The following is a 24096-nucleotide window of genomic DNA, read 5'->3' on the forward strand; positions in this document are numbered from 1 at the left end:
CCCGCGCCTGAGCGGCGGTGCATGCCATCGCCCGATGAATGCCTCCGTATTTCCCTATACCCGGCACGGCTATTGCTACACCGCTGGTAACACACCGGTTTTATGACGGTCAGCCACGCGAGAGAGCATGATGCCCCAGATCGCCCACATCTCCCGAACCCCCGACGCGCACGGTCGCACCTCGGTCGAGCAGGAAAGCCGTCAGGGCCTGGAGCAGGCGTTCGCCCTGTTCAGTCAGGTTTCCAGCCAGCTCAGTGAGTCCTACAGCCTGCTCGAAGCCCGGGTCAGTCAACTCAAGGGCGAGCTGGCGGTGGTCAGCGCCCAGCGCATGGCCGAGCTGGATGAAAAGGAGCGGCTGGCCAATCGTTTGCAGAACCTGCTTGATCTGCTGCCTGGCGGGGTGATCGTGATCGACGATCAGGGCTATGTGCGTGAGGCCAACCCGGCGGCGTGCGAGCTGCTGGGGGAGCCGCTGGTCGGTGAGCTCTGGCGCCAGGTGATCGCCCGCAGCTTCGCCCCGCGCAAGGATGACGGCCATGAAATCTCGCTGCGTGACGGCCGGCGACTGTCCATCGCCACGCGCTCGCTCGATGCCGAGCCCGGGCAGTTGGTGCTGCTCAATGATCTGACCGAGACCCGCCGCCTGCAAGACCAGTTGGCCCGCCACGAGCGGCTGTCCTCGCTGGGGCGCATGGTCGCTTCACTTGCCCATCAGATCCGCACGCCGTTATCGGCGGCGATGCTCTATGCCGGTCATCTGGCCGACGAAGAAAAGGAATTGCCCAAGGAAACCCGCCAGCGCTTCGCTGGCAGTCTCAAGGAGCGCCTGCACGAGCTGGAGCATCAGGTCCGCGACATGCTGGTATTCGCCCGAGGCGAGCTGCCCTTGGGCGACCGTGTGAGCCCCAAGGCGTTGTTCCAGGCCTTGCAGCAGGCTGCCCAGCCGCATGTGCAGGGCCATAGTGTGCGCTGGCAATGCGACAGTCATCTCGGTGAATTGCTGTGCAATCGCGACACCTTGGTGGGTGCCTTGCTCAATGTGATCGAGAACGCTTTGCAGGCCAGCAACGGGCCGGCGCGCCTGAAGGTGCACCTGTATCGTCGCGACCAAGTCCTGCACCTGTGCATCAGCGATGCAGGCTGCGGTATCGATGCCGAGCTGCTGACGCGTCTGGGTGAGCCCTTCCTGACCACCAAGTCCACCGGCACCGGCCTGGGGCTGGCGGTGGTCAAGGCCGTGGTACGGGCGCACCAGGGCAGTGTGCGGCTGCGCTCGAAGGTCGGCCGGGGAACGTGCGTGAATGTGATGTTGCCGCTGATCGGCGGGCAGTCGATGGGAGAGGTGTGATGGCGATCAAGGTGCTGCTGGTCGAGGACGATCGTGTCCTGCGCCAGGCCTTGGGCGATACCCTGGAGATTGGCGGTTTCGCCTATCGTGCGGTGGGCAGTGGCGAGGAGGCGCTCGAGGCGGTGGCCGGTGAGTCCTTCAGCCTGGTGGTCAGCGATGTGAACATGCCGGGCATGGATGGGCATCAGTTGCTGGCGCAACTGCGTAGCCTGCATCCCCAATTGCCGGTATTGCTGATGACAGCCCACGCTGCGGTAGAGCGTGCCGTGCAGGCCATGCGCCAGGGCGCGGTCGATTACCTGGTCAAGCCGTTCGAGCCCAAGGCGCTGCTGAGCCTGGTGGAGCGCCATGCTGCTGGACGCGTGGGCGGGGCGGACGAAGAGGGTCCGGTGGCAAACGAGCCGGCCAGCCGGCAATTGTTGGAACTGGCCGCGCGCGTGGCGCGCAGCGACTCGACCGTGCTGATCTCCGGCGAGTCCGGGACCGGCAAGGAGGTGCTGGCGCGCTACATTCATCAGCAGTCGCCGCGAGCGGCGCAGCCTTTCGTGGCGATCAACTGTGCGGCTATCCCCGACAACATGCTCGAAGCCACGCTGTTCGGCCACGAAAAAGGCGCATTCACAGGTGCCATTGCCGCCCAAGCCGGCAAGTTCGAGCAGGCCGACGGTGGCACCTTGTTGCTCGACGAGATTTCCGAAATGCCCCTGGGCTTGCAGGCCAAGCTCCTGCGCGTGCTGCAGGAGCGCGAGGTGGAGCGGGTGGGTGGGCGCAAGCCGATCGTCCTGGATATCCGCGTGCTGGCGACCACCAACCGTGACTTGGCCGAGGAGGTCGCCGCTGGGCGCTTCCGTGAAGACCTCTACTATCGGCTGTCGGTCTTCCCGCTCGCCTGGCGCCCCCTGCGTGAGCGCAGCGCCGATATTCTGCCGCTGGCCGAGCGCCTGCTGGCGCGCCATGTGGCCAAGATGAAGCATGCTCCGGTGCGGCTTTCGGCCGAGGCGCGTGCCTGCCTGCAGGGGCATCCGTGGCCGGGTAACGTGCGTGAGCTGGACAACGCCTTGCAACGCGCCTTGATCCTCCAGCAGGGCGGGGTGATCGAAGCGGCGGATTTCTGTCTGGACGGCGCCATTGCGTTGTCGGTGCCGCCAGTGGCAGTGAGCGAGACGCCTGTCGAATCCAGCGGGCTGGGCGATGACATGCGTCGCCATGAATTCCAGATGATCATCGACACCCTGCGCGCCGAGCGTGGGCGCCGCAAGGAAGCCGCCGAGCGCTTGGGCATCAGCCCGCGGACCCTGCGCTACAAATTGGCGCAGATGCGCGATGCGGGGTTTGACGTCGAAGCCAGCCTGTACGGCTGAAACCAGTTTTAATGGCCGCATGCAGGGCTGGCACTCTTGTTGCTAGTTCCAGCCCATTCGCTGCATGAGCGTCAAAAAAATGCGGCCGCCGGAGAGAAGAAGTCCATGACCCAAGGTGTTGAATTCAATCGTCTGATGCTGGATATGCGGGCCATGCAGGCCGAAGCCATGTCCCAGCCCAAGGTCGCTGCCGCGCCTGAGCTGGCCCCAGGCCAGAGCAGCTTCGCCGACATGCTCGGCCAGGCCATCGGCAAGGTCAATGATGTACAGCAGGCCTCGACCCAGCTGTCCAACGCCTTCGAGATCGGCAAGAGCGGCGTTGACCTGACTGACGTGATGATCGCTTCGCAAAAGGCTTCCGTGTCGTTCCAGGCCCTGACCCAAGTGCGTAACAAACTGGTCCAGGCGTACCAGGACATCATGCAGATGCCGGTTTGAGGACAGAGTGAGCCATGGCTGAAGCAGTCGTCGACAATCCCCCCGCCAAGAGTGGTCCGCCAGCGCCCAAGCCGCCGCTGTTCGGTATGTCGTTCCTGGAAAACATCTCGCAGATGCCCATGCTGCGTCAGGTTGGCCTGCTGGTCGGGCTGGCCGCGAGCGTGGCGATCGGCTTTGCCGTGGTGCTCTGGTCGCAGCAGCCGGACTACCGGCCGCTGTACGGCAGCCTGGCGGGCCTGGATGCCAAGCAGGTCATGGATACCCTGGCCTCGGCGGACATCGGCTATCGCGTGGAACCCAACTCCGGCGCTCTGCTGGTCAAGGCCGACGACCTCTCCCGTGCGCGCCTGAAGCTGGCCGCCGCCGGCGTGGCGCCGAGCGACGGCAACATCGGTTTCGAGATTCTCGATAAAGAGCAGGGCCTGGGCACCAGCCAGTTCATGGAGGCCACCCGCTACCGCCGGGGCCTGGAAGGTGAGCTGGCACGCACCGTGTCGAGCCTGAACAACGTCAAGGCCGCCCGCGTTCACCTGGCCATTCCCAAGAGCTCGGTGTTCGTGCGTGACGAGCGCAAGCCCAGCGCATCGGTATTGGTCGAGCTGTATCCGGGGCGTGCCCTGGAGGCTGGGCAGGTCATGGCCATCGTCAACCTGGTGGCCACCAGCGTGCCTGAATTGGACAAATCCCAGGTGACCGTGGTCGACCAGAAGGGCAACCTGCTCTCCGACCAGTTGCAGGACACCGCGCTGACCATGGCCGGCAAGCAGTTCGACTACAGCCGCCGCATGGAAGGCCTGCTGACCCAGCGTGTGCACAACATCCTGCAGCCGGTGCTGGGCAATGACCGTTACAAGGCCGAGGTGTCCGCCGACGTCGATTTCAGCGCGGTCGAGTCCACCTCAGAGCAGTTCAATCCCGACCAGCCGGCGCTGCGCAGCGAGCAGTCGGTCAATGAGCAACGCTCCAGCAGCCAGTCCCCGCAAGGTGTGCCCGGTGCCCTGAGCAACCAGCCGCCAGCCGGTGCCTCCGCGCCTGAGAATGCCACCGCCTCGGCGCCGCCAGCCGGTGCGATCCAGCCAGGGCAGCCACTGGTGGACGCCAATGGCCAGCAGATCATGGACCCGGCCACTGGCCAGCCGATGCTTGCGCCATACCCGGCCGACAAGCGTCAGCAGACCACCAAGAACTTCGAGCTTGACCGCTCCATCAGCCATACCCGCCAGCAGCAGGGCCGTCTGACCCGCCTGTCGGTGGCCGTGGTCGTGGACGATCAGGTCAAGATCGACGCCGCCACCGGCGAAACCACTCGTGCCCCATGGGGCGCCGAGGATCTGGCGCGCTTCACGCGTCTGGTCCAGGATGCAGTGGGCTTCGACGCCAGTCGTGGCGACAGCGTGACCGTGGTCAACGTGCCGTTCTCCGCTGATCGTGGCACGGAGCTGGCGGACATCCCGTTCTACTCGCAGCCGTGGTTCTGGGACATCGTCAAGCAGGTGCTGGGCGTCGTGTTCATCCTGGTGCTGGTGTTCGGTGTGCTGCGTCCGGTGCTCAACAACATCACAGGTGGCGGCAAGCAGGCTGCCACCGACAGCGACATGGAGCTGGGCGGGATGATCGGTCTGGATGGCGAACTGGCCAACGACCGCGTCACCCTGGGTGGCCCGCAAAGCATTCTGTTGCCGAGCCCGAGCGAGGGCTACGAAGCACAGTTGAACGCAATCAAAGGCCTCGTGGCCGAAGACCCGGGCCGCGTGGCCCAGGTCGTGAAAGAGTGGATCAACGCCGATGAGTGACAACCGAGCCGTTACCGCCAAGCTGAGCCGCGTCGACAAAGCGGCGATCCTGCTGCTCTCCCTGGGCGAGACCGATGCCGCCCAGGTCCTGCGACACATGGGGCCCAAGGAAGTGCAGCGGGTCGGCGTGGCCATGGCGCAGATGGGCAACGTCCATCGCGAGCAGGTCGAGCAGGTGATGAGCGAGTTCGTCGAGATCGTCGGCGACCAGACCAGCCTAGGCGTGGGTTCCGACGGCTATATCCGCAAGATGCTCAACCAGGCGCTCGGCGAGGACAAGGCCAACGGCCTGATCGACCGCATTCTGCTGGGCGGCAACACCAGTGGCCTGGACAGCCTCAAATGGATGGAGCCGCGTGCCGTGGCCGATGTCATCCGCTATGAGCACCCGCAGATCCAGGCGATCGTGGTGGCTTACCTGGATCCCGACCAGGCCGGTGAGGTGCTGAGCAACTTCGATCACAAGGTGCGCCTGGACATCATCCTGCGCGTCTCGTCGCTCAATACCGTGCAACCGGCGGCGCTCAAGGAGCTGAACCAGATCCTCGAGAAGCAGTTCTCCGGCAACTCCAATGCCGCGCGCACCACCCTGGGCGGTATCAAGCGCGCCGCGGACATCATGAACTTCCTCGACAGTTCGGTCGAAGGCCAGTTGATGGATGCGATCCGCGACATCGACGGCGACCTGTCCGAGCAGATCGAAGACTTGATGTTCGTCTTCAACAACCTGGCCGATGTCGACGATCGCGGCATCCAGGCGCTGCTGCGCGAAGTGTCTTCCGACGTGCTGGTCGTTTCGCTCAAGGGCGCCGACGAGAAGGTCAAGGACAAGATCTTCCGCAACATGTCCAAGCGTGCCTCGGAACTGCTGCGCGACGACCTGGAGGCCAAAGGGCCGGTGCGGGTCAGCGACGTGGAGACGGCGCAGAAGGAAATCCTCACCATCGCACGGCGTATGGCCGAGGCCGGCGAGATCGTGCTCGGCGGCAAAGGTGCCGAGGAAATGATTTAAGCCGTTTGCTGATACTGGCGCCGCCCCTTGTGGGCGCGGGTTTGCCCGCGAAGGCGCCAGGCCAGGCAACGAGGTTGTCCCTGCCGACGCATTCGCGGGTAAACCCGCTCCCACGGGGGATGCGCTGGCCGAACCTGGTTTTTGAGTACCGACAGCATGTCCACCAACGAACACCTCAGCGACCTGATTCGCGCCCGCGACCTCGAGGGCGTCGACGTCTGGGCGTTGCCCAGCTTCGACCCCGAGCCTGAGCCGGAGCCCGAACCAGAGCCTGAGATCGTCGAGGAAGAAATCGAGGAAGTGCCGCTGGAGGAAGTCCAGCCGCTGACCCTCGAAGAGCTCGAGGCGATCCGTCAGGAGGCCTACAACGAAGGCTTCGCCACCGGCGAGCGCGAAGGCTTCCACAGCACCCAGCTGAAGGTACGCCAGGAGGCCGAGGTGGCCTTGGCGGCCAAGCTGGCCAGCCTCGAACAACTGATGGGCCAACTGCTCGAACCTATCGCCGAGCAGGACACCCAGATCGAGCGTGGCCTGGTGCAACTGGTGGCGCACATGACCCGTCAGGTGATCGGCCGCGAACTACACAGCGATTCGAGCCAGATCACCCATGTGCTGCGTGAGGCGCTCAAGCTGTTGCCCATGGGCGCCGAGAACATCCGTATCCATCTGAATCCTCAGGATTTCGAGCTGGCCAAGGCGCTGCGCGAACGCCACGAGGAGCGTTGGAAGCTGCTCGAGGACGAGTCGCTGCTGCCGGGCGGTTGCCGGATCGAAACGCTGCACAGCCGCATCGACGCCACCATGGAAACGCGCCTGGAGAAGGCACTGGCGCAATTGTTCGACCAACTGCACGACCAGTCCCTGCACCCGGCCGCGCCGGACCTTGCCCTTGAGCTGGAGACGAGCGCCCCGGAGCCTAGCGATGCGTCTTGAGCGCACCAGCTTCGGTAAACGCCTGGGCGGTTATGCGGCGGCGGTGAAATTGCCGGGCCAGCCGGTGGTCGAGGGGCGCCTGCTACGTATGGTCGGCCTCACCTTGGAGGCCGAAGGCCTGCGCACCGCCGTCGGTAGCCGCTGCCTGGTGATCAACGACGACAGCCATCACCCGGTGCAGGTCGAAGCCGAAGTGATGGGCTTTTCCGGAACCAAGGTCTTCCTCATGCCGGTGGGCAGCGTCGCCGGCATCGCACCTCGGGCACGCGTCGTGCCGTTGGACGACAGCGGTCGCCTGCCCATGGGCATGAGCATGCTCGGGCGGGTGCTCGATGGCGCCGGACGTGCCTTGGATGGCAAAGGTGGGATGAAGGCTGAAGACTGGGTACCGATGGATGGCCCGATCATCAACCCACTCAACCGCGATCCGATCCACGAGCCGCTGGACGTGGGTATCCGCAGCATCAATGGCCTGCTCACGGTGGGCCGCGGACAACGCCTGGGCCTGTTCGCCGGTACCGGTGTGGGTAAGTCGGTGTTGCTGGGCATGATGACGCGCTTCACCGAGGCCGAGATCATCGTGGTGGGGCTGATCGGTGAGCGGGGGCGCGAGGTGAAGGAGTTCATCGAGCACATCCTTGGCGAGGAAGGGCTCAAGCGCTCGGTGGTGGTCGCATCGCCTGCCGACGATGCGCCGCTGATGCGCCTGCGTGCAGCGATGTACTGCACACGTATCGCCGAATATTTCCGCGACAAGGGCAAGAACGTTCTGCTCTTGATGGATTCGCTGACCCGTTTCGCCCAGGCTCAGCGGGAAATCGCCCTGGCCATCGGCGAGCCGCCGGCGACCCGCGGCTATCCGCCTTCGGTGTTCGCCAAGCTGCCTAGGCTGGTCGAACGTGCGGGTAATGGCGAGCCGGGTGGCGGATCGATCACTGCGTTCTACACGGTGCTGTCCGAGGGGGACGACCAGCAGGACCCGATCGCCGATGCGGCGCGGGGCGTGCTCGATGGCCACTTCGTGCTGTCCCGGCGTCTGGCCGAGGAAGGGCATTACCCGGCCATCGACATCGAGGCGTCGATCAGCCGGGTCATGCCGCAGGTGGTCGACCCCGATCACCTGCGCCAGGCCCAGCACTTCAAGCAGTTGTGGTCGCGCCTGTCCCAGAGCCGCGACCTGATCAGCGTCGGTGCCTATGTGCCCGGTGGTGACCCGGAGACCGACCAGGCCATCGCCTTGCAGTCGAGCCTGGTCGGCTTCCTGCGCCAGGGCCTTCAGGAAAACGTCGGCATGGCCCAGAGCCGCGAGCAGCTCGGCGCCATCTTCGCAGCGCCCGCGGGCGGGTGATAGGTCATGGCATTGCCCAGTCGAGCCGCGCGTCTGGCGCCGGTCGTGGAGATGGCCGAGGAGGCCGAGCGCAAGGCCGCCCAGCGCTTGGGGCACTTCCAGCAGCAGTTGTCTCAGGCTCATGCCAAGCTGGCTGAACTCGAGCGTTTTCGCGAAGACTACCAGTTGCAGTGGATCAACCGCGGCGGGCAGGGCGTCAATGGCAGCTGGCTGGTCAACTACCAGCGTTTTCTTGGCCAGCTGGAAACGGCGATGACCCAGCAGCGCCAGAGCCTGGCCTGGCACCAGAACAACCTCAACAATGCCCGGGGCATCTGGCAGCAGGCCCATGCTCGGGTCGAGGGGCTGCGCAAGCTTGTCCAGCGCTATCTAGATGAAGCCCGGCGGGCGGAAGACAAGCGTGAGCAGAAGCTGCTCGATGAGCTCGCCCAGCGTTTGCCGCGTCAAGATCATCTGTAGCCTTCACTGTCGTTATCGTGGGGCCAATCTGTTTCTAGGTAGTCGGTACTGCTAGTCGGGGGCGCAAACCTGACTTGCGATCCCCACCCTCGGCTGCTACACCTTCTAGGATCGCATTCGCCATCATCATCGAAGGAATCGCTGGCATGGCTGTCGAATCCGATTTTTCACGAGACGAGAAAAAACTCACGATCACGGTCAAGGGGCGTTTCGACTTCGGCAGGCATCAAGAATTTCGTAATGCCTACGAACGACAGCCCATCCGCCCGGACTCGGTGGTCGTGGACCTCAAGGACGCCACTTACCTGGACAGCTCGGCATTGGGCATGCTGCTGTTGCTGCGCGACCACGAAGGCGGCGAAGACGCCTGCATCAGCGTGATCAACACCAGCCCCGACGTGCGTAAGATCCTCGCCATCTCCAATTTCGAAAAGCTGTTCGATATCAGTTGAGCGTCGACATGCTGGCCGAACGGGCGCTGAGCGTGCTGGTTGCCGAGGACGGTGCGGCGGATCGGCTGTTGCTGGCGCAGATCGTTCGGCGCCAGGGCCATGAAGTGTTCACCGCGGAAAACGGCGAGCAGGCCGTGGCGCTGTTCGCCGAGCGGCGGCCGCAACTGGTGTTGCTCGACGCGCTGATGCCGGTGATGGACGGTTTCGAGGCGGCGAGGCGAATCAAAGCGCTGGCGGGCGAGGCGCTGGTGCCGATCATCTTCCTTACCTCGCTCAATGAGCAGGACGCCCTGGTGCGCTGTCTGGAGGCTGGCGGTGACGATTTCATGGCCAAGCCCTACAGTGCAGTGATCCTCGGCGCCAAGATCCGCGCCATGGACCGCCTGCGCAGGTTGCACGCCACGGTGCTCGAACAGCGAGACCAGATCGCCCGGCATCATCACCACCTGCTCAACGAGCAGCGGGTCGCCAAGGCGGTGTTCGACAAGGTGGCCCATGCCGGATGCCTGCGCGCACCCAACATCCGCTACCTGCAGTCTCCCTATGCACTGTTCAATGGTGACTTGCTGCTGGCGGCCTATACCCCCAACGGCAACATGCATGTGCTGCTGGGGGACTTTACCGGGCATGGCTTACCCGCCGCGATTGGCGCCATGCCCTTGGCCGAGGTGTTCTATGGCATGGCTGCCAAGGGCCATGGTGTCGCCGAAACGCTGCGGGAGATGAACGCCAAGCTCAAGCACATCCTGCCGGTGGACATGTTCTGTTGCGCCCTGATGCTCGATCTGAGCTATCAGCGCGGCACGGTGGAGATCTGGAACGGCGGCATGCCGGATGGCTACCGTTTGTCGGCATCAGGGAAGGTGCTGTCCACGCTGCAATCGAGGCACCTACCGCTGGGTATCCTCTCGCCAGAGCGGTTCGATGACAGTACCGAGGTGCTGCCGCTGGCGGTGGGCGAGCGGCTGTTGCTGCTTTCCGATGGCGTGGTCGATACCTGCGATGATCAAGAGCAGTTGTTCGGGGTGCAGCGCCTTGAACAGGTGCTGCGCGCCAACCGCGATCCGGCGCGGTTGCTGCCGGAGCTGATGCAGGCGTTGGAGCGCTTTGGTGGGCGCCCCCGGGACGATATCAGCCTTTGTGACGTGTGCATGGTCGAGCCCCAGTGGCAGGCTCCGGCCGTCGTGCCCGATGCCGAGGCCGGCCGGTCGGGGCCACTGCAGTGGTCGCTGCATTTCGAGTTACGTGGCGAAAGCTTGAAACGTTTCAATCCCGTGCCATACCTAGTACAGCTGCTGCAGGAGATCCATGGCCTGCGCCCGAACGGTGGCCTGTTGCATACCGTCCTGAGTGAGTTGTACGCCAACGCCCTGGAGCATGGGGTGCTTGGCCTGGACTCGCGACTCAAGCGCGACGCCCAAGGGTTTGCCGACTACTACCGCGAGCGTAACCTGCGTTTGGCGCGTCAGAATGACGGTTTCGTGCGAATCGACCTGGAAGTTGAACCCTGTGGCAGGGGCGGGCGTCTGAAGATCGACGTACGCGACAGCGGCATCGGCTTCGACGTCGCGCAGGTGTTGTCCGGCCAATCACTGGATCAGGGGCTGAGCGGGCGAGGGCTGAACCTGGTGCGCAGCCTCAGTCAAAGCGCCGAATGGCTCGAGGGCGGGCGTTGTGCGCGGGTGGTATTCTGTTGGTGAGCAGCTGGCGCCGGACCCTGCGCAAGCAGGCCCCATGGACTTGATCAAAGGAGTGAACAAGTGGCTGACATGCATATCGACCCTAAGATTCTCAGTGACCTGCAAGAGGTCATGGAGGAGGGGTATCTGCAATTGCTCGAAACCTTCCTGGAGGACTCCGAGCGTCGCCTCGACCAGCTCCATGGGGCTCGGAGCGCCGAGGAGCTGGGCTTGGCCGCTCACAGCTTCAAGGGCAGCAGCGGCAACATGGGCGCGGTGTGCCTGGCCGAGCTGTGCCGGCAGTTGGAGGAGCGTGTGCGACAGCAACCGTTATATGGCATCGAGGACCTGATCAACCGGATCGACCAAGAGTATCTCGAGGTTCAGCGCTTCTATCGCGCCGAGCGTGCGCGTATTTGCTCAGGTTGACGTAACCTGGCGCGACTTTTGCCTGTCTTTGCCTGAACGATTCACGATTATTCAGCGCGGAGACCTTTCAATGCCTGTCGCATCCAATCCTTTGCTGCAAGCCAGTGTGGTGAGCAAGCCGTCGCGCGCGGCTGCTCAGGCGGCGGAAAAGCCGCAGGCGGCGGGCTCCCAGAGTGGTGGTTTCGATCAGGTCATGGCCCGTCAGGGGCGCGATGACAAGGCAGCCCAGGTCAAGCCCAAGGACAAATCCGAGCGCTCGGCCGACGGCAAGGCCGAGCCTGCCGATACGCAGACAGTTGCCGATGGCGGCAAAACCTTGCCAGCGGCCGACCAGGCCAGTGACAGCAGCGATTCGAGCGTGCTCGACGCCAGTCTGGTGGCCGGGCAGGTCACCGATGCCCAGCCTGGCGCGCAATTGATTCAAGCGCAGGCCGAGGCGGTGGCCCCTGTGCTCCAAGCCGCGGCGCAGCCCCAGGCCGCACCTGTCGAGACGCCACCGGAGCAGGCCCCGGCCGTGGAGGATTTCGATCCAGCGGCCGATCCGCTGGCCAACCTGCCGACCTTGCGCCTGGCCCTGGAGCAAAGTGCCCAGGCCAAGGGCACGACCTCCGCGCACGCAACATCCCCCAGCCAGACTGACAGTAACCAGCCCGACGATGGGCAGGTAGCCGTCAATACCTTGGCGAGCCTGATCGACAAGCCCGAAGCCGAAGGCGATGCCTCCCAACCGGGGGACAAGGCCTTCAGCGAACTGCTCGACAACGGTTTGAAGGACACCAAGAGCGCCAGCAGCGACACGCGTGTCGATGATTTTGCCAATCGCCTTGCCAGCTTGACCCAGGCTGCCACGCCCAAGACCGCCAATGCCGTGCCGCCCAGCCCGCTGCACCAGCCGTTGCCGATGAACCAGAACGCCTGGGCTGAAGGGCTGGTGAATCGCGTCATGTACCTGTCCAGCCAGAACCTCAAGTCCGCGGACATCCAGCTTGAGCCTGCGGAGCTGGGGCGTCTGGACATCCGCGTCAATGTCGCGGCGGATCAGTCCACGCAAGTGACTTTCATCAGCGGTCACGCCGGGGTGCGCGACGCTCTGGACAGCCAAGTGCATCGCTTGCGCGAGCTGTTCGCCCAGCAAGGGCTGGCACAGCCTGATGTCAATGTCGCCGACCAGTCCCGTGGCCAGCAGCAACAGCAGGCCCAGCAGGAGGGTTCGAACCTTTCCGGTGTCGCGGCGCGGCGCGCTATGGCCGGTGGCGAGAACGAAGGTGAATTGGCTGATGCCGCCCAGCCGGTCGAGCAGCAGGTGGTGATCGGCGACAGCGCCGTCGACTATTACGCCTGAGGGGCTGCAGCGCAGCCCACTGCAGGCTGTCGCCAGCTCCAACGCTTGCCGGTTGCGCCCGGTCGGCTCAAATTTGGCATAACACTTGCTCAAGCCACGTCATCCTTCTTTGAAACCCCGATGGACGACGGATTATTGGCATGGCGAAGAGCGAAGCAGTCAAAGACCCCGCCACTAAAGGCAAACTCAAGCTGATCCTGCTGCTGGTGCTGGCGTTGCTGCTGGCCGTTGGCCTGTCGGTGGGCGCCACTTGGTTCGTCATGCACAAAAGCGAGTCGGCACCGGCTGTCGACCCTGCCCAGGCCAACGTCAAGGCGGCGGCGATCTACGAGCCGCTGGCGCCGGCTTTCGTGGTCAACTTCAACCAGAACGGCCGCCAGCGCTACATGCAGGTGAGCATCACCATGCAGGGTCGCAACCAGGCCGACCTCGAGGCGCTCAAGGTGCACATGCCTGTGATCCGCAACAATCTGGTCATGATGTTCTCGGGGCAAGGCTTCGATACCCTGGCCAGCAGCCCGGTAGGCCAGGAGATGCTGCGCCAGAAGGCCACCGCGGTGGTCCAGGAAGTGGCACAGAAAGAAGTCGGCAAGCCGGTCGTGGACCAGTTGCTGTTCACCAATTTCGTATTGCAGTAGGAGCCCGAGATGGCCGTGCAGGACCTGCTGTCCCAGGATGAGATCGACGCCCTGTTGCATGGCGTCGATGATGGTCTGGTACAAACCGAAAGCGCCGCCGAACCCGGTGGCATCAAGAGCTACGACCTGACCAGTCAGGATCGGATCGTCCGCGGACGCATGCCGACCCTGGAAATGATCAACGAGCGTTTCGCTCGCTATACCCGCATCAGCATGTTCAACCTGTTGCGTCGTTCCGCCGACGTGGCGGTCGGTGGCGTGCAGGTGATGAAGTTCGGCGAGTACGTGCACTCGCTGTACGTTCCCACCAGCCTCAACCTGGTCAAGATCAAGCCGTTGCGCGGCACCTCGTTGTTCATCCTTGACGCCAAGTTGGTGTTCAAGCTGGTGGACAACTTCTTCGGTGGCGATGGCCGTCACGCCAAGATCGAAGGTCGTGAATTCACACCGACCGAGCTGCGCGTGGTACGCATGGTTCTGGACCAGTGCTTTGTCGACCTCAAGGAGGCCTGGCAGGCGATCATGCCGGTCAACTTCGAGTACATAAACTCCGAGGTCAACCCGGCCATGGCCAACATCGTCGGTCCGAGCGAGGCGGTGGTGGTCTCGACGTTCCATATCGAGCTGGATGGCGGTGGCGGCGACCTGCACGTGACCATGCCCTACTCGATGATCGAGCCAGTGCGCGAAATGCTCGATGCCGGCTTCCAGTCCGACCTGGATGACCAGGACGAGCGTTGGGTCAAGGCGCTGCGTGAAGACGTACTGGATGTCAGCGTACCGGTCTCGGCCACCGTCGCCCGTCGCCAGCTCAAGCTGCGTGACATCCTGCACATGCAGCCGGGCGATGTGATCCCCGTCGAGCTCCCCGAGCACCTAGTGCTGCGCGCCAACGGCGTACCGTCGTTCAAGGCGCGCCTGGGTTCGCACAAGGGCACCTTGTCGCTGCAGATCATCGACCCGATCGAACGTCGCTGACCGCGTGCCGGTCGCTCTTTCCGAATTGAATGCCTGTCGAGGACATCATGGCTAACGAAAACGAAATCACCTCCCCGGAGGAACAGGCTCTGGCCGATGAATGGGCTGCCGCCCTGCAGGAAACCGGTGACGCCGGTCAGGCCGACATCGATGCGCTGCTGGCTGCCGACAGCGGCAATTCGGGCGCTGGCCGCCTGCCGATGGAGGAGTTCGCAAGCTCCCCCAAGCCCAATGACAACGTCAGCCTCGAGGGGCCGAACCTGGATGTGATCCTGGATATTCCGGTGAACATCTCCATGGAAGTGGGCAGCACCGAAATCAGCATCCGCAACCTGCTGCAGCTCAACCAGGGCTCGGTGATCGAGCTCGATCGCCTGGCAGGCGAGCCCCTGGACGTGCTGGTCAACGGCACCCTGATCGCGCATGGCGAAGTGGTGGTGGTCAACGAGAAGTTCGGCATTCGCCTGACCGATGTGATCAGCCCCAGCGAACGTATCAAGAAGCTGCGCTGAGTGAAGGGGTCGATGCGGGCCGCGATGGCCTTTGGCGCGTTGCTCGCCAGCGAGACGGTGATCGCCGCCACTCAAGCGGCGGCGCCGGCTGCGGCTACCCCGGGCAGCCTCGGTGGGCAACTGGCCCAGATGGTCTTTGGCCTGCTGCTGGTGGTCGGCCTGATCTTCGCCCTTGCCTGGTTGCTGCGCCGCATGCAGGGCGCGACACCTCGCGGTGGGCAGGTGATCGATATCGTCGGCAGTCGGACGATCGGCCCGCGTGACCGTCTGCTGCTGGTGCAGGTGGGCAAGGAGCAGATCCTCATCGGCCATTCGCCCGGCAACATCGAGGCGTTGCATGTGCTGGCCGAGCCTGTGGAGGTGCCCGCCAGTGCCCGCCCAGCTACGCCGGAATTCGCCCAGCGGCTGCTCGAGCTGATGGGCAAGGATCAGAAGGACAAGAAGTGATGACCGGCGCACTGCGCTCATTGTTGACCCTGGCGCTGCTGTTGGCTGCGCCGATGGCCCTGGCTGCCGACCCGCTGTCGATCCCTGCCATCACCTTGTCCAACGGGGCGGACGGCCAGCAGGAATATTCGGTCAGCCTGCAGATCCTGCTGATCATGACGGCGCTGAGTTTCATTCCGGCGTTCGTCATCCTGATGACCAGCTTCACCCGCATCATCATTGTCTTTTCCATCCTGCGCCAGGCCCTGGGGCTGCAGCAGACGCCCTCGAACCAGGTGCTGACCGGCATGGCGTTGTTCCTGACGTTGTTCATCATGGCGCCGGTGTTCGACCGGGTGAACCAGGACGCCATCCAGCCCTACCTGAACGAGCAGATGACCGCCCAGCAGGCCATCGACAAGGCCCAGGGGCCGCTGAAGGATTTCATGCTGGCCCAGACCCGGCAAAGCGATCTGGACCTGTTCATGCGCTTGTCTAAACGCACCGACATCGCCAGCCCTGAGCAGGCGCCATTGACCATCCTGGTGCCGGCATTCGTCACCTCTGAACTCAAGACCGCTTTCCAGATCGGCTTCATGATCTTCATCCCGTTCCTGATCATCGACATGGTGGTGGCCAGTGTGCTGATGGCCATGGGCATGATGATGCTGTCACCGCTGATCATCTCGCTGCCGTTCAAGATCATGCTGTTTGTTCTGGTCGATGGCTGGGCGTTGATCATGGGTACCCTGGCCGGCAGTTTCGGTGGCGTCTGAGGCCATCAATGGAGAGTCCTGCATGACACCTGAAGTTGCCGTAGACATATTCCGCGATGCGCTCTGGATGACTTCCATGATGGTCGCCATCCTGGTGGTGCCGAGCCTGCTGGTTGGCCTGGTGGTGGCGATGTTCCAGGCAGCTACCCAAATCAACGAACAGACCCTGAGCTTCCTGCCGCGCCTGCTGGTGATGCTGGTGACCCTGATCGTCATCGGGCCCTGGCTGTTGCAGCGCTTCATGGAGTATTTCAACCGTCTGTACACCAGCATTCCGCAACTGATCGGTTGACGCGGCGATGCTGGAGCTGACCGACACGCAGATCGGTACCTGGGTTGCCACGTTCATCCTGCCGTTGTTCAGGGTGACGGCGGTGCTTATGACCATGCCGATCTTCGGGACGCGCATGTTGCCTGCGCGAGTTCGCCTCTATGCGGCCTTGGCGATCACGGTGGTGATCGTGCCAGGGTTGCCGCCATTGCCTGAAATAGATCCGTTAAGCCTGCGCGGTGTGCTGCTGTGTGGTGAGCAGATCATTGTCGGTGCCTTGTTCGGTCTGGCGTTGCAGATGCTCTTCCAGGCATTCGTGGTGGCCGGGCAGGTGATTGCCGTGCAGATGGGTATGGCCTTCGCTTCCATGATGGACCCCGCCAACGGTGTCAACGTGGCGGTGGTCAGCCAGTTCATGACTATGTTGGTCAGCGTGCTGTTCCTGGTGATGAATGGCCATCTGGTGGTGTTCGAGGTGCTCACCGAAAGTTTCACTACCTTGCCGGTGGGGAGCGCCCTGATGGTCAATCACTTCTGGGAAATGGCGGGGCGGTTGAGCTGGGTGCTCGGTGCCGGGCTGCTGCTGGTACTGCCGGCGATCACTGCGTTGCTGGTGGTCAACATCGCCTTTGGCGTGATGACACGTGCCGCGCCACAGCTGAACATCTTTTCCATCGGCTTTCCGCTGACCTTAGTGCTGGGGCTGGTCATTTTCTGGATCACGCTGGCTGACATTCTTTCCCATTACCAGCTGTTGGCCAGCGAAGCGCTGCAATGGCTGCGTGAGCTGGCAAGGGCGCGCTGAGCATGGCTGAAAGCGAGAGCGGTCAGGACAAGACAGAAGAACCCACCGACAAACGTCGGCGCACCGCGCGTGAAAAAGGTGAGGTGGCCCGGTCCAAGGAGCTCAACACCGTGGTGGTGACCCTTGCCGGGGCGGGCAGCCTGCTGGCGTTCGGGGGGTACCTGGCCGAGACCCTGATGGACCTGATGCGCATGAATTTCAGCCTCTCGCGGGAGGTGGTGGTGGACGAGAGCGCCATGGGCACCCTGCTGCTGATCTCGGGCAAGATGGCGATCTGGGCAGTGCAGCCGGTGTTGATCCTGCTGTTCCTGATTTCCTTCGTCGGGCCAATCGCCTTGGGCGGTTTCCTGTTCTCCGCAAGCCTGCTGCAGCCCAAGTTCAGCCGAATGAACCCGTTGGCGGGTATCAAGCGCATGTTTTCCCTCAACGCCTTGACCGAGCTGCTCAAGGCCCTGGCCAAGTTCTTTGTGATCCTGCTGGTGGCGCTGGCAGTGCTTTCCAATGATCGTGAGGCGTTGTTGGCGATCGCCAACGAGCCGCTTGACCAAGCCATTATCCATAGTGTCCAGGTGGTGGGGTGGAGCGCGCTGTGGATGGCCGCTGGCTTGCTGCTGATCGCGGCAGTGGATGTGCCGTTCCAGATTTGGCAAGCGCACAACAAGCTGAAGATGACCAAGCAGGAAGTGAAGGACGAATACAAGGATTCGGAAGGTAAGCCTGAGGTCAAACAACGGATCCGTCAGTTGCAGCGCGAAGCCTCGCAGCGGCGCATGATGGCTGCAGTGCCGGAAGCCGATGTAATCATCACCAACCCTACGCACTATGCCGTGGCGCTCAAGTACGACCCGGAATCGGGCGGCGTGGCGCCGTTGCTGCTGGCCAAGGGGACGGACTTCATCGCGTTGAAGATTCGCGAGATCGGGGTTGAGCATCGGGTGCAGATTCTCGAGTCGCCGGCGTTGGCGCGGGCGATCTACTACTCCACCGAGCTTGAGCAGGAGATTCCCGCAGGGTTGTACCTGGCGGTGGCGCAAGTGCTGGCTTATGTGTTCCAGATCCGACAGTACCGGGCGGGGAAGGGCAAGGCGCCGGAGCCTTTGAAGCCTGATTTGCCGATTCCGCCGGATTTACGGCGTGATCGGTGAGTCGCTTTGGGTTGCATTGGTTGGTGTTGGTGTTGGTATTGGTGTTGGTGTTGGTGTTGGTGTTGGTGTTGGTGTTGCGGGTTGTGGGCTTATCCGTTTGATTTATCGACGCTTAGTCACCTTTGCGCCTTTACGGCGGTCACTTTGGCCAAGACCAAAGTGACCCGCCGTAAAGGCGGAAAGCATCAGTGGCGTCACCACCCACATCAGATATACACACGATCCAACAAGCCCCCTCAAAAAGCCCAACTCAAACACCGCGCTCAAAAGTTGGAAAGCTTCTTGCAAAGGCAGCGCCAAACGCCCATTCAGGCGTCAAAGTTTTTGCTTGAAGAGGATTTGCGGTGGATCGCACTCAGTTAATCAACAGCGCCCGAAACAACCTGGCTGGTCTCGGCCGGGGCAACCTGGGCGTGCCGCTGTTGCTGCTGGTGATGATGGCAATGATGATGTTGCCGATCCCACCGTTCCTGCTCGACGTCTTCTTCACCTTCAACATCGCCCTGTCGATCGTCGTCCTGCTGGTCTGCGTGTATGCCCTGCGCCCGCTGGATTTCGCGGCGTTTCCCACCATCCTGCTCGTGGCGACGTTGCTGCGCCTTGCCCTGAACGTGGCTTCCACCCGTGTGGTCATGCTCCACGGCCAAGAGGGTCACGGCGCTGCGGGCAAAGTGATCCAAGCCTTCGGTGAGGTGGTGATCGGCGGTAACTACGTGGTCGGTGCGGTGGTGTTCGCCATCCTGATGATCATCAACTTTGTCGTGGTCACCAAGGGTGCCGGGCGCATTTCCGAGGTGAGCGCACGTTTCACCCTCGACGCGATGCCAGGAAAGCAGATGGCCATCGACGCCGACCTCAACGCCGGCCTGATCGACCAGACCCAGGCCAAGGCCCGACGCGCCGAAGTCGCCCAGGAGGCCGAGTTCTACGGCTCGATGGACGGTGCCAGTAAATTCGTTCGCGGTGACGCCATCGCCGGCATGCTGATCCTGTTCATCAACCTCATTGGCGGCATGCTCATCGGTATCCTGCAGCACGGCATGTCGGCCGGCGAGGCGGGCAAGGTCTACGCCTTGCTCACCATCGGTGACGGTTTGGTGGCGCAGCTGCCCTCGCTGCTGCTGTCCACCGCCGCCGCGATCATGGTGACCCGAGCCTCCAGCGCCGAAGACATGGGCAAGCTGATCAACCGGCAGATGTTCGACTCGCCCAAGGCGTTGGGCGTTTCGGCTGCGCTGATGATCGTCATGGGCTTGGTTCCCGGCATGCCGCATGTTGCCTTCCTGGGGCTTGGTGCGGCGGCCGGGGGTGGCGCCTATCTGGTGTGGCGACGCCAGCAGCAGGCCAAGCTCAAGGCTCAGGAAGAAGTGCAGCGCCAGCAGGACCTGCTGCCTTCGCCACAGCGTGCTCTGGAGACCAAGGAGCTGGGCTGGGACGATGTGACGCCCATTGACATGATCGGCCTGGAGGTCGGTTACCGCCTCATTCCATTGGTGGATCGCAACCAGGGTGGCCAACTGCTTGCGCGGATCAAAGGGGTGCGCAAGAAGCTGTCCCAGGACTTGGGCTTCCTCATGCCCACGGTGCATATCCGCGACAACCTGGATCTGCAGCCGAGCGCCTACCGTCTGACCCTGATGGGGGTGATCCTGGCCGAGGCCGAGATCTATCCGGACCGGGAACTGGCGATCAACCCGGGCCAGGTCTTCGGCACGCTCAACGGGATCGCTGCGCGCGACCCGGCGTTTGGCCTGGAGGCGGTGTGGATCGATGTCGGCCAGCGCGCCCAGGCCCAGTCGCTGGGCTACACCGTGGTCGATGCCAACACCGTAGTGGCCACCCACCTCAACCAGATCCTGCAGAAGCATTGCCATGAACTGATCGGCCATGAAGAGGTCCAGCAACTGTTGCAGGTATTGGCCAAAGGTTCGCCTAAACTTGCCGAGGAGCTGGTGCCGGGCGTCATTTCGTTGTCAGGCTTGCTCAAGGTCCTGCAGGCGCTGTTGGCCGAGCAGGTACCTGTGCGGGATATCCGCAGCATCGCCGAGGCAATCGCCAACAATGCTGGCAAGAGTCAAGATACCGCCGCGCTGGTCGCGGCAGTGCGCGTCGGATTGTGTCGCGCCATCGTGCAAAGCATTGTCGGCGTTGAGTCCGAGCTGCCTGTGATCACCCTTGAGCCAAGGTTGGAACAGATTTTGCTCAATAGTCTGCAAAGGGCCGGGCAAGGCCAGGAAGACGGTGTTCTCCTGGAGCCGAGCATGGCCGAGAAGCTGCAGCGTTCGCTGATCGAAGCGGCCCAGCGCCAGGAGATGCAAGGGCTGCCGGCCATTCTTCTGGTCGCCGGCCCCATCCGCGCCATGCTGTCGCGATTCGGCCGCCTGGCTGTACCGAATTTGCATGTTCTGGCGTATCAGGAAATACCTGACAACAAGCAAGTCACCATCGTTGCCACCGTGGGCCCCAACGGCTGAGGTAGTGGGTTATGCAAGTTAAGCGTTTTTTCGCCGCCGATATGCGTCAGGCCATGAAGCTGGTCCGGGATGAGCTTGGCTCCGACGCCGCCATCATCGGCAACCGGCGCATCGCCGGCGGTGTCGAGTTGACGGCCGCGCTGGACTACAAGCTGTCCGCCCTGGCCCCACGCGTGCCGAACATCGAGCTCGAGGACGAGCTGCGCAAGACCCAGACGCGTATCGCCACTGCCCAAGCCGAACTGAGCACGCGCCACGAAAGCGACGAGACTGGCAATCGCCAGCTCTTCGCCGGGTTGTCGTTAACCGCTTCCGAGCCATTGGTCGAGCCGCAGGTCGATGCGCCTGCGCCGGTCGCTGCCACTGCGCCAGCGCCAGTCGATCCGCGTTTGTTCGATGCCATGCGTTCGGAGCTGTCGGGGCTGCGCGAGTTGCTTGAAGTCCAGCTCGGCTCCCTGGCCTGGAGCCAGCTGCAGGGCAACAAACCGCAGCAAGCCAACCTGTGGCGTCGCTTGCAGCGTATTGGCCTGTCGGGCCCGATCGCCCGCGAAGCGCTGGAGCTCGCTGGCGAGATCGAAGACCCTCGGCACGCGTGGCGCATGATCCTGGCCCACCTGGCGCGAATGATCCAGGTCCCGGAGATCGAGCCGATCGAAGAGGGCGGCGTGATCGCCATGGTCGGCCCGGCCGGCATGGGCAAGACCACCACCTTGGCAAAGCTTGCGGCGCGCTATGTGCTCAAGTACGGCGCCCAGCATCTGGCGCTGGTGAGCATGGACAGCTTCCGCATCGGTGCCCAGGAGCAGCTCAAGACGTTGGGGCGCATCCTCAATGTGCCGGTGACCTATGTCGACCCGGGCCAGTCCCTGGCCCAGGCGCTCGATCCGCTGCTGCGCAAGCGCGTGGTGTTGATCGACACCGCTGGCCTGCAGGCCAGCGACCCGGCCCTGCGACTGCAGCTGGAGAGCCTCGCCGGGCGCGGCATCGCCGCCAAGAACTACCTGGTACTGGCCACCACCAGCCAGAAACAGGTGCTGACCGCCGCCTACCACAGCTACAAGCGTTGTGGCCTGGCCGGCTGCATCCTGACCAAACTCGATGAAACGGCCAGCCTCGGTGAAGTGCTGAGCCTTGCCATCAGTCACGAATTGCCCGTGGCCTATCTGACCGATGGGCCGCGCATTCCTGATGACCTGCAATTGCCGCGTAAACATCAGTTGGTCAGCCGTGCGGTCAGTGTGCAGATGCAGGACGAGCCCAGCGAAGAGGCGATGGCCGACATGTTCGCTGATCTCTACCACAACCCAGGCAAGCGTGCGGGTTGACGAATGGACAGCGCAAAGTACCTACATCAGGGGCGCCGGGTTCGGCGCCTCATGTGGCCTGGGCCCCGAGACAAGGTAAAGAACAAACATGGGTAGCATGCATCCCGTACAGGTGATCGCCGTGACCGGCGGTAAAGGTGGCGTGGGCAAGACCAACGTTTCAGTGAACCTGTCCCTGGCGCTGGCCGAACTCGGCCGCCGGGTCATGTTGCTGGACGCCGACCTGGGCCTGGCCAACGTCGACGTCCTGCTGGGGCTTTCGCCCAAGCGTACCCTGGCCGATGTCATCGAAGGGCGCTGCGAGCTGCGCGATGTGCTGCTGCAGGGGCCGGGTGGTGTGCGCATCGTGCCGGCCGCCTCCGGCACCCAGAACATGGTGCACTTGGCGCCGGCCCAGCATGCCGGGCTGATCCAGGCCTTCAGCGAGATCGGCGACAACCTCGATGTGCTGGTGATCGATACCGCCGCGGGGATCGGGGACTCGGTGGTGAGCTTCGTGCGCGCCGCGCAGGAAGTGCTGCTGGTGGTCTGCGACGAGCCGACCTCGATCACCGACGCCTACGCCTTGATCAAGCTGCTCAACCGCGACTACGGCATGAACCGCTTCCGGGTCCTGGCCAACATGGCGCAGAGCCCGCAGGAAGGACGCAACCTGTTTGCCAAGTTGACCAAGGTCACGGATCGCTTCCTGGACGTCGCCCTACAATACGTCGGTGCCGTGCCTTACGACGAATGTGTGCGCAAGGCGGTGCAGAAGCAGCGGGCGGTCTACGAGGCCTTCCCTCGATCCAAGTGTGCGCTGGCGTTCAAGGCCATCGCGCAGAAGGTCGACAGCTGGCCGCTGCCTGCCAACCCGCGCGGGCATCTGGAGTTTTTCGTCGAGCGTCTGGTGCAGCCTACCAGCGCAGGACCGGTACTATGAATGCGAGCGGTTTCAAGATGTACAGCCGGGCGGCGCGCGATGCCCAGTACGAACTGGTCGAACGTTATGCCCCGTTGGTCAAGCGCATCGCCTACCACCTGCTGGCGCGCCTGCCGGCCAACGTGCAGGTCGAGGACCTGATCCAGGCGGGCATGATCGGCCTGCTGGAAGTGGCCAATAAATACGATGCCAGCAAGGGCGCGAGCTTCGAAACCTATGCCGGCATCCGCATTCGCGGAGCCATGCTCGACGAGGTGCGCAAGGGGGATTGGGCACCGCGCTCGGTACACCGCAATACCCGCATGGTCAGCGACGCGATACGCGCCGTGGAGGCCAGAACCGGTCGCGACGCTAAAGATCATGAAGTTGCTGCCGAACTCCAATTGAGTCTCGATGATTATTACGGGATTCTGAACGACACCCTGGGCAGTCGCCTGTTCAGCTTCGACGACCTCCTGCAGGACGGCGAGCACGAAGGGCTGCATGAGGATGGCGCCAGTGGCCAGCTGGAACCCTCGCGGGATCTGGAAGACGAGCGCTTCCAGGCCGCGTTGACCGAGGCCATCGCCAACTTGCCGGAGCGTGAGCGTCTGGTGCTGGCGCTGTACTACGACGAGGAGCTGAACCTCAAGGAAATCGGTGAGGTGCTTGGGGTCAGCGAGTCGCGTGTCAGCCAGTTGCACAGCCAGTGCGCCGCGCGCCTGCGCAGCCGTCTCGGGGAATGGCGGGCACGTTGAGCCAGGGTTCGCCACCGTCGTTGGATGTTGTACCGAATTGATTGAATGCGCGTCCGGGGGCCGGGCGCGTTTAAGACTGCTTGGAGGTCTAATTGAACAAAGACATGAAAATCCTCATCGTTGACGACTTTTCGACGATGCGGCGGATCATCAAGAACCTGTTGCGTGACCTGGGCTTCACCAACACCGAGGAGGCCGATGACGGCACCACGGCGTTGCCGATGCTGGAAAACGGCCACTACGACTTCCTCGTGACCGACTGGAACATGCCTGGCATGTCTGGCATCGACCTGCTGCGCAAGGTCCGTGCCCATGATCGCCTCAAGGGCATGCCGGTGCTGATGGTGACCGCAGAAGCCAAGCGCGACCAGATCATCGAAGCGGCCCAGGCCGGGGTCAACGGCTATGTGGTCAAGCCTTTCACCGCCCAGGTGCTCAAGGAGAAGATCGAGAAGATCTTCGAACGCGTCAACGGCTGAGTCACGTCAGGGGG

Annotated in this window: 25 protein-coding genes; all 25 read left to right on the plus strand. The window is 63.2% G+C overall.

The genetic code is table 11. From position 1 onward, the window contains the following. The first annotated feature begins 130 nt into the window (after positions 1-130). The 25 genes from ACNFCH_RS08475 (at position 131) to ACNFCH_RS08595 (ending at position 24082) form a co-directional block, all read left to right on the plus strand. Positions 131-1348: a sensor histidine kinase gene (locus ACNFCH_RS08475; protein ID WP_416742661.1), complete on the plus strand. Its 1218-nt coding sequence runs from the start codon at positions 131-133 to the stop codon at positions 1346-1348. After that, positions 1348-2709, plus strand: coding sequence for a sigma-54-dependent transcriptional regulator (locus ACNFCH_RS08480; RefSeq protein WP_416742622.1), 1362 nt, complete (start codon positions 1348-1350; stop codon positions 2707-2709). Before ACNFCH_RS08475 ends, ACNFCH_RS08480 begins: the two co-directional genes overlap by 1 nt. Before the next feature lie 105 nt (positions 2710-2814). Further along, entirely contained in the window at positions 2815-3147 is a 333-nt protein-coding gene (fliE, locus tag ACNFCH_RS08485) for a flagellar hook-basal body complex protein FliE (RefSeq protein ID WP_337157113.1), read from the plus strand. Positions 3148-3161: 14 nt separating this feature from the next. Beyond that, the gene (gene fliF / locus ACNFCH_RS08490; protein ID WP_337157112.1) at positions 3162-4940 is read left to right on the plus strand and encodes a flagellar basal-body MS-ring/collar protein FliF; all 1779 of its coding nucleotides are present in this window, start codon (positions 3162-3164) and stop codon (positions 4938-4940) included. Beyond that, positions 4933-5952, plus strand: a complete 1020-nt coding sequence (gene fliG / locus ACNFCH_RS08495; protein ID WP_043212764.1) for a flagellar motor switch protein FliG — start codon at positions 4933-4935, stop codon at positions 5950-5952. Before fliF ends, fliG begins: the two co-directional genes overlap by 8 nt. A 156-nt stretch (positions 5953-6108) precedes the next feature. Continuing rightward, the gene (fliH, locus tag ACNFCH_RS08500) at positions 6109-6885 is read left to right on the plus strand and encodes a flagellar assembly protein FliH (RefSeq protein ID WP_196164929.1); all 777 of its coding nucleotides are present in this window, start codon (positions 6109-6111) and stop codon (positions 6883-6885) included. After that, a complete protein-coding gene (gene fliI, locus ACNFCH_RS08505; protein ID WP_416742623.1) occupies positions 6875-8233 on the plus strand; it encodes a flagellar protein export ATPase FliI in 1359 nt (452 codons plus the stop codon). Before fliH ends, fliI begins: the two co-directional genes overlap by 11 nt. A gap of 6 nt (positions 8234-8239) precedes the next feature. After that, on the plus strand, positions 8240-8692 hold the full coding sequence (gene fliJ, locus ACNFCH_RS08510; protein ID WP_337157110.1) for a flagellar export protein FliJ: 453 nt from the start codon (positions 8240-8242) through the stop codon (positions 8690-8692). Between the two features lie 146 nt (positions 8693-8838). Further along, a complete protein-coding gene (locus tag ACNFCH_RS08515; RefSeq protein WP_070092431.1) occupies positions 8839-9144 on the plus strand; it encodes an STAS domain-containing protein in 306 nt (101 codons plus the stop codon). Positions 9145-9152: 8 nt separating this feature from the next. Beyond that, entirely contained in the window at positions 9153-10844 is a 1692-nt protein-coding gene (locus tag ACNFCH_RS08520) for a fused response regulator/phosphatase (protein ID WP_337157109.1), read from the plus strand. Between the two features lie 60 nt (positions 10845-10904). Continuing rightward, positions 10905-11252 (plus strand): Hpt domain-containing protein, encoded by a 348-nt coding sequence (locus tag ACNFCH_RS08525; protein WP_337157108.1) that lies wholly within the window; start codon positions 10905-10907, stop codon positions 11250-11252. Positions 11253-11322: 70 nt separating this feature from the next. After that, positions 11323-12594 (plus strand): flagellar hook-length control protein FliK, encoded by a 1272-nt coding sequence (locus ACNFCH_RS08530; RefSeq protein ID WP_337157107.1) that lies wholly within the window; start codon positions 11323-11325, stop codon positions 12592-12594. Positions 12595-12734: 140 nt separating this feature from the next. Next, positions 12735-13232 carry a flagellar basal body-associated protein FliL gene (fliL, locus tag ACNFCH_RS08535; protein ID WP_337157106.1) on the plus strand — a complete coding sequence of 166 codons (498 nt, stop codon included), beginning with the start codon at positions 12735-12737 and terminating at the stop codon, positions 13230-13232. A 9-nt stretch (positions 13233-13241) separates the two neighbouring features. Continuing rightward, the gene (fliM, locus tag ACNFCH_RS08540) at positions 13242-14210 is read left to right on the plus strand and encodes a flagellar motor switch protein FliM (protein ID WP_196165726.1); all 969 of its coding nucleotides are present in this window, start codon (positions 13242-13244) and stop codon (positions 14208-14210) included. Positions 14211-14257: 47 nt separating this feature from the next. Beyond that, positions 14258-14722 carry a flagellar motor switch protein FliN gene (gene fliN, locus ACNFCH_RS08545; RefSeq protein ID WP_196165727.1) on the plus strand — a complete coding sequence of 155 codons (465 nt, stop codon included), beginning with the start codon at positions 14258-14260 and terminating at the stop codon, positions 14720-14722. Positions 14723-14734: 12 nt separating this feature from the next. Beyond that, positions 14735-15169: a flagellar biosynthetic protein FliO gene (fliO, locus tag ACNFCH_RS08550; protein ID WP_196165728.1), complete on the plus strand. Its 435-nt coding sequence runs from the start codon at positions 14735-14737 to the stop codon at positions 15167-15169. Then, complete coding sequence (gene fliP / locus ACNFCH_RS08555; RefSeq protein ID WP_070092426.1) at positions 15169-15924, plus strand: flagellar type III secretion system pore protein FliP; 756 nt, start codon at positions 15169-15171, stop codon at positions 15922-15924. Before fliO ends, fliP begins: the two co-directional genes overlap by 1 nt. A gap of 22 nt (positions 15925-15946) precedes the next feature. Further along, positions 15947-16216 (plus strand): flagellar biosynthesis protein FliQ, encoded by a 270-nt coding sequence (gene fliQ, locus ACNFCH_RS08560; protein ID WP_337157105.1) that lies wholly within the window; start codon positions 15947-15949, stop codon positions 16214-16216. Positions 16217-16223: 7 nt separating this feature from the next. Then, entirely contained in the window at positions 16224-17000 is a 777-nt protein-coding gene (gene fliR, locus ACNFCH_RS08565; protein ID WP_337157104.1) for a flagellar biosynthetic protein FliR, read from the plus strand. Positions 17001-17002: 2 nt separating this feature from the next. After that, positions 17003-18145 carry a flagellar biosynthesis protein FlhB gene (gene flhB / locus ACNFCH_RS08570; protein WP_337157103.1) on the plus strand — a complete coding sequence of 381 codons (1143 nt, stop codon included), beginning with the start codon at positions 17003-17005 and terminating at the stop codon, positions 18143-18145. 344 nt (positions 18146-18489) lie between these two features. Further along, positions 18490-20619: a flagellar biosynthesis protein FlhA gene (gene flhA, locus ACNFCH_RS08575; protein WP_416742624.1), complete on the plus strand. Its 2130-nt coding sequence runs from the start codon at positions 18490-18492 to the stop codon at positions 20617-20619. Between the two features lie 11 nt (positions 20620-20630). Continuing rightward, a complete protein-coding gene (flhF, locus tag ACNFCH_RS08580; RefSeq protein ID WP_337157101.1) occupies positions 20631-21944 on the plus strand; it encodes a flagellar biosynthesis protein FlhF in 1314 nt (437 codons plus the stop codon). A gap of 88 nt (positions 21945-22032) precedes the next feature. Then, a complete protein-coding gene (gene fleN / locus ACNFCH_RS08585; RefSeq protein ID WP_043212801.1) occupies positions 22033-22866 on the plus strand; it encodes a flagellar synthesis regulator FleN in 834 nt (277 codons plus the stop codon). Continuing rightward, positions 22863-23603, plus strand: a complete 741-nt coding sequence (fliA, locus tag ACNFCH_RS08590; protein WP_043212803.1) for an RNA polymerase sigma factor FliA — start codon at positions 22863-22865, stop codon at positions 23601-23603. Before fleN ends, fliA begins: the two co-directional genes overlap by 4 nt. A gap of 104 nt (positions 23604-23707) precedes the next feature. After that, positions 23708-24082: a chemotaxis response regulator CheY gene (locus ACNFCH_RS08595; protein ID WP_011534888.1), complete on the plus strand. Its 375-nt coding sequence runs from the start codon at positions 23708-23710 to the stop codon at positions 24080-24082. The last annotated feature ends 14 nt before the right edge of the window (positions 24083-24096 follow it).

This window comes from Pseudomonas sp. NY15354 (assembly GCF_048068075.1).
GTDB classification, from domain to species: Bacteria; Pseudomonadota; Gammaproteobacteria; order Pseudomonadales; family Pseudomonadaceae; genus Aquipseudomonas; species Aquipseudomonas guariconensis_C.

Bases quoted from the DNA above. Each gene is read 5' to 3' on its own strand.
- fliP (WP_070092426.1), top strand. From the start codon at position 15,169: ATGACCGGCGCACTGCGCTCATTGTTGACCCTGGCGCTGCTGTTGGCT.
- flhB (WP_337157103.1), top strand. From the start codon at position 17,003: ATGGCTGAAAGCGAGAGCGGTCAGGACAAGACAGAAGAACCCACCGAC.
- fliE (WP_337157113.1), top strand. From the start codon at position 2,815: ATGACCCAAGGTGTTGAATTCAATCGTCTGATGCTGGATATGCGGGCC.
- ACNFCH_RS08530 (WP_337157107.1), top strand. From the start codon at position 11,323: ATGCCTGTCGCATCCAATCCTTTGCTGCAAGCCAGTGTGGTGAGCAAG.
- fliF (WP_337157112.1), top strand. From the start codon at position 3,162: ATGGCTGAAGCAGTCGTCGACAATCCCCCCGCCAAGAGTGGTCCGCCA.
- fliM (WP_196165726.1), top strand. From the start codon at position 13,242: ATGGCCGTGCAGGACCTGCTGTCCCAGGATGAGATCGACGCCCTGTTG.
- fliA (WP_043212803.1), top strand. From the start codon at position 22,863: ATGAATGCGAGCGGTTTCAAGATGTACAGCCGGGCGGCGCGCGATGCC.
- fleN (WP_043212801.1), top strand. From the start codon at position 22,033: ATGGGTAGCATGCATCCCGTACAGGTGATCGCCGTGACCGGCGGTAAA.
- fliI (WP_416742623.1), top strand. From the start codon at position 6,875: ATGCGTCTTGAGCGCACCAGCTTCGGTAAACGCCTGGGCGGTTATGCG.
- fliH (WP_196164929.1), top strand. From the start codon at position 6,109: ATGTCCACCAACGAACACCTCAGCGACCTGATTCGCGCCCGCGACCTC.
- fliG (WP_043212764.1), top strand. From the start codon at position 4,933: ATGAGTGACAACCGAGCCGTTACCGCCAAGCTGAGCCGCGTCGACAAA.
- fliQ (WP_337157105.1), top strand. From the start codon at position 15,947: ATGACACCTGAAGTTGCCGTAGACATATTCCGCGATGCGCTCTGGATG.
- fliN (WP_196165727.1), top strand. From the start codon at position 14,258: ATGGCTAACGAAAACGAAATCACCTCCCCGGAGGAACAGGCTCTGGCC.
- ACNFCH_RS08595 (WP_011534888.1), top strand. From the start codon at position 23,708: ATGAAAATCCTCATCGTTGACGACTTTTCGACGATGCGGCGGATCATC.
- fliO (WP_196165728.1), top strand. From the start codon at position 14,735: ATGCGGGCCGCGATGGCCTTTGGCGCGTTGCTCGCCAGCGAGACGGTG.
- ACNFCH_RS08520 (WP_337157109.1), top strand. From the start codon at position 9,153: ATGCTGGCCGAACGGGCGCTGAGCGTGCTGGTTGCCGAGGACGGTGCG.
- ACNFCH_RS08480 (WP_416742622.1), top strand. From the start codon at position 1,348: ATGGCGATCAAGGTGCTGCTGGTCGAGGACGATCGTGTCCTGCGCCAG.
- fliJ (WP_337157110.1), top strand. From the start codon at position 8,240: ATGGCATTGCCCAGTCGAGCCGCGCGTCTGGCGCCGGTCGTGGAGATG.
- fliR (WP_337157104.1), top strand. From the start codon at position 16,224: ATGCTGGAGCTGACCGACACGCAGATCGGTACCTGGGTTGCCACGTTC.
- ACNFCH_RS08475 (WP_416742661.1), top strand. From the start codon at position 131: ATGCCCCAGATCGCCCACATCTCCCGAACCCCCGACGCGCACGGTCGC.
- ACNFCH_RS08515 (WP_070092431.1), top strand. From the start codon at position 8,839: ATGGCTGTCGAATCCGATTTTTCACGAGACGAGAAAAAACTCACGATC.
- fliL (WP_337157106.1), top strand. From the start codon at position 12,735: ATGGCGAAGAGCGAAGCAGTCAAAGACCCCGCCACTAAAGGCAAACTC.
- flhF (WP_337157101.1), top strand. From the start codon at position 20,631: ATGCAAGTTAAGCGTTTTTTCGCCGCCGATATGCGTCAGGCCATGAAG.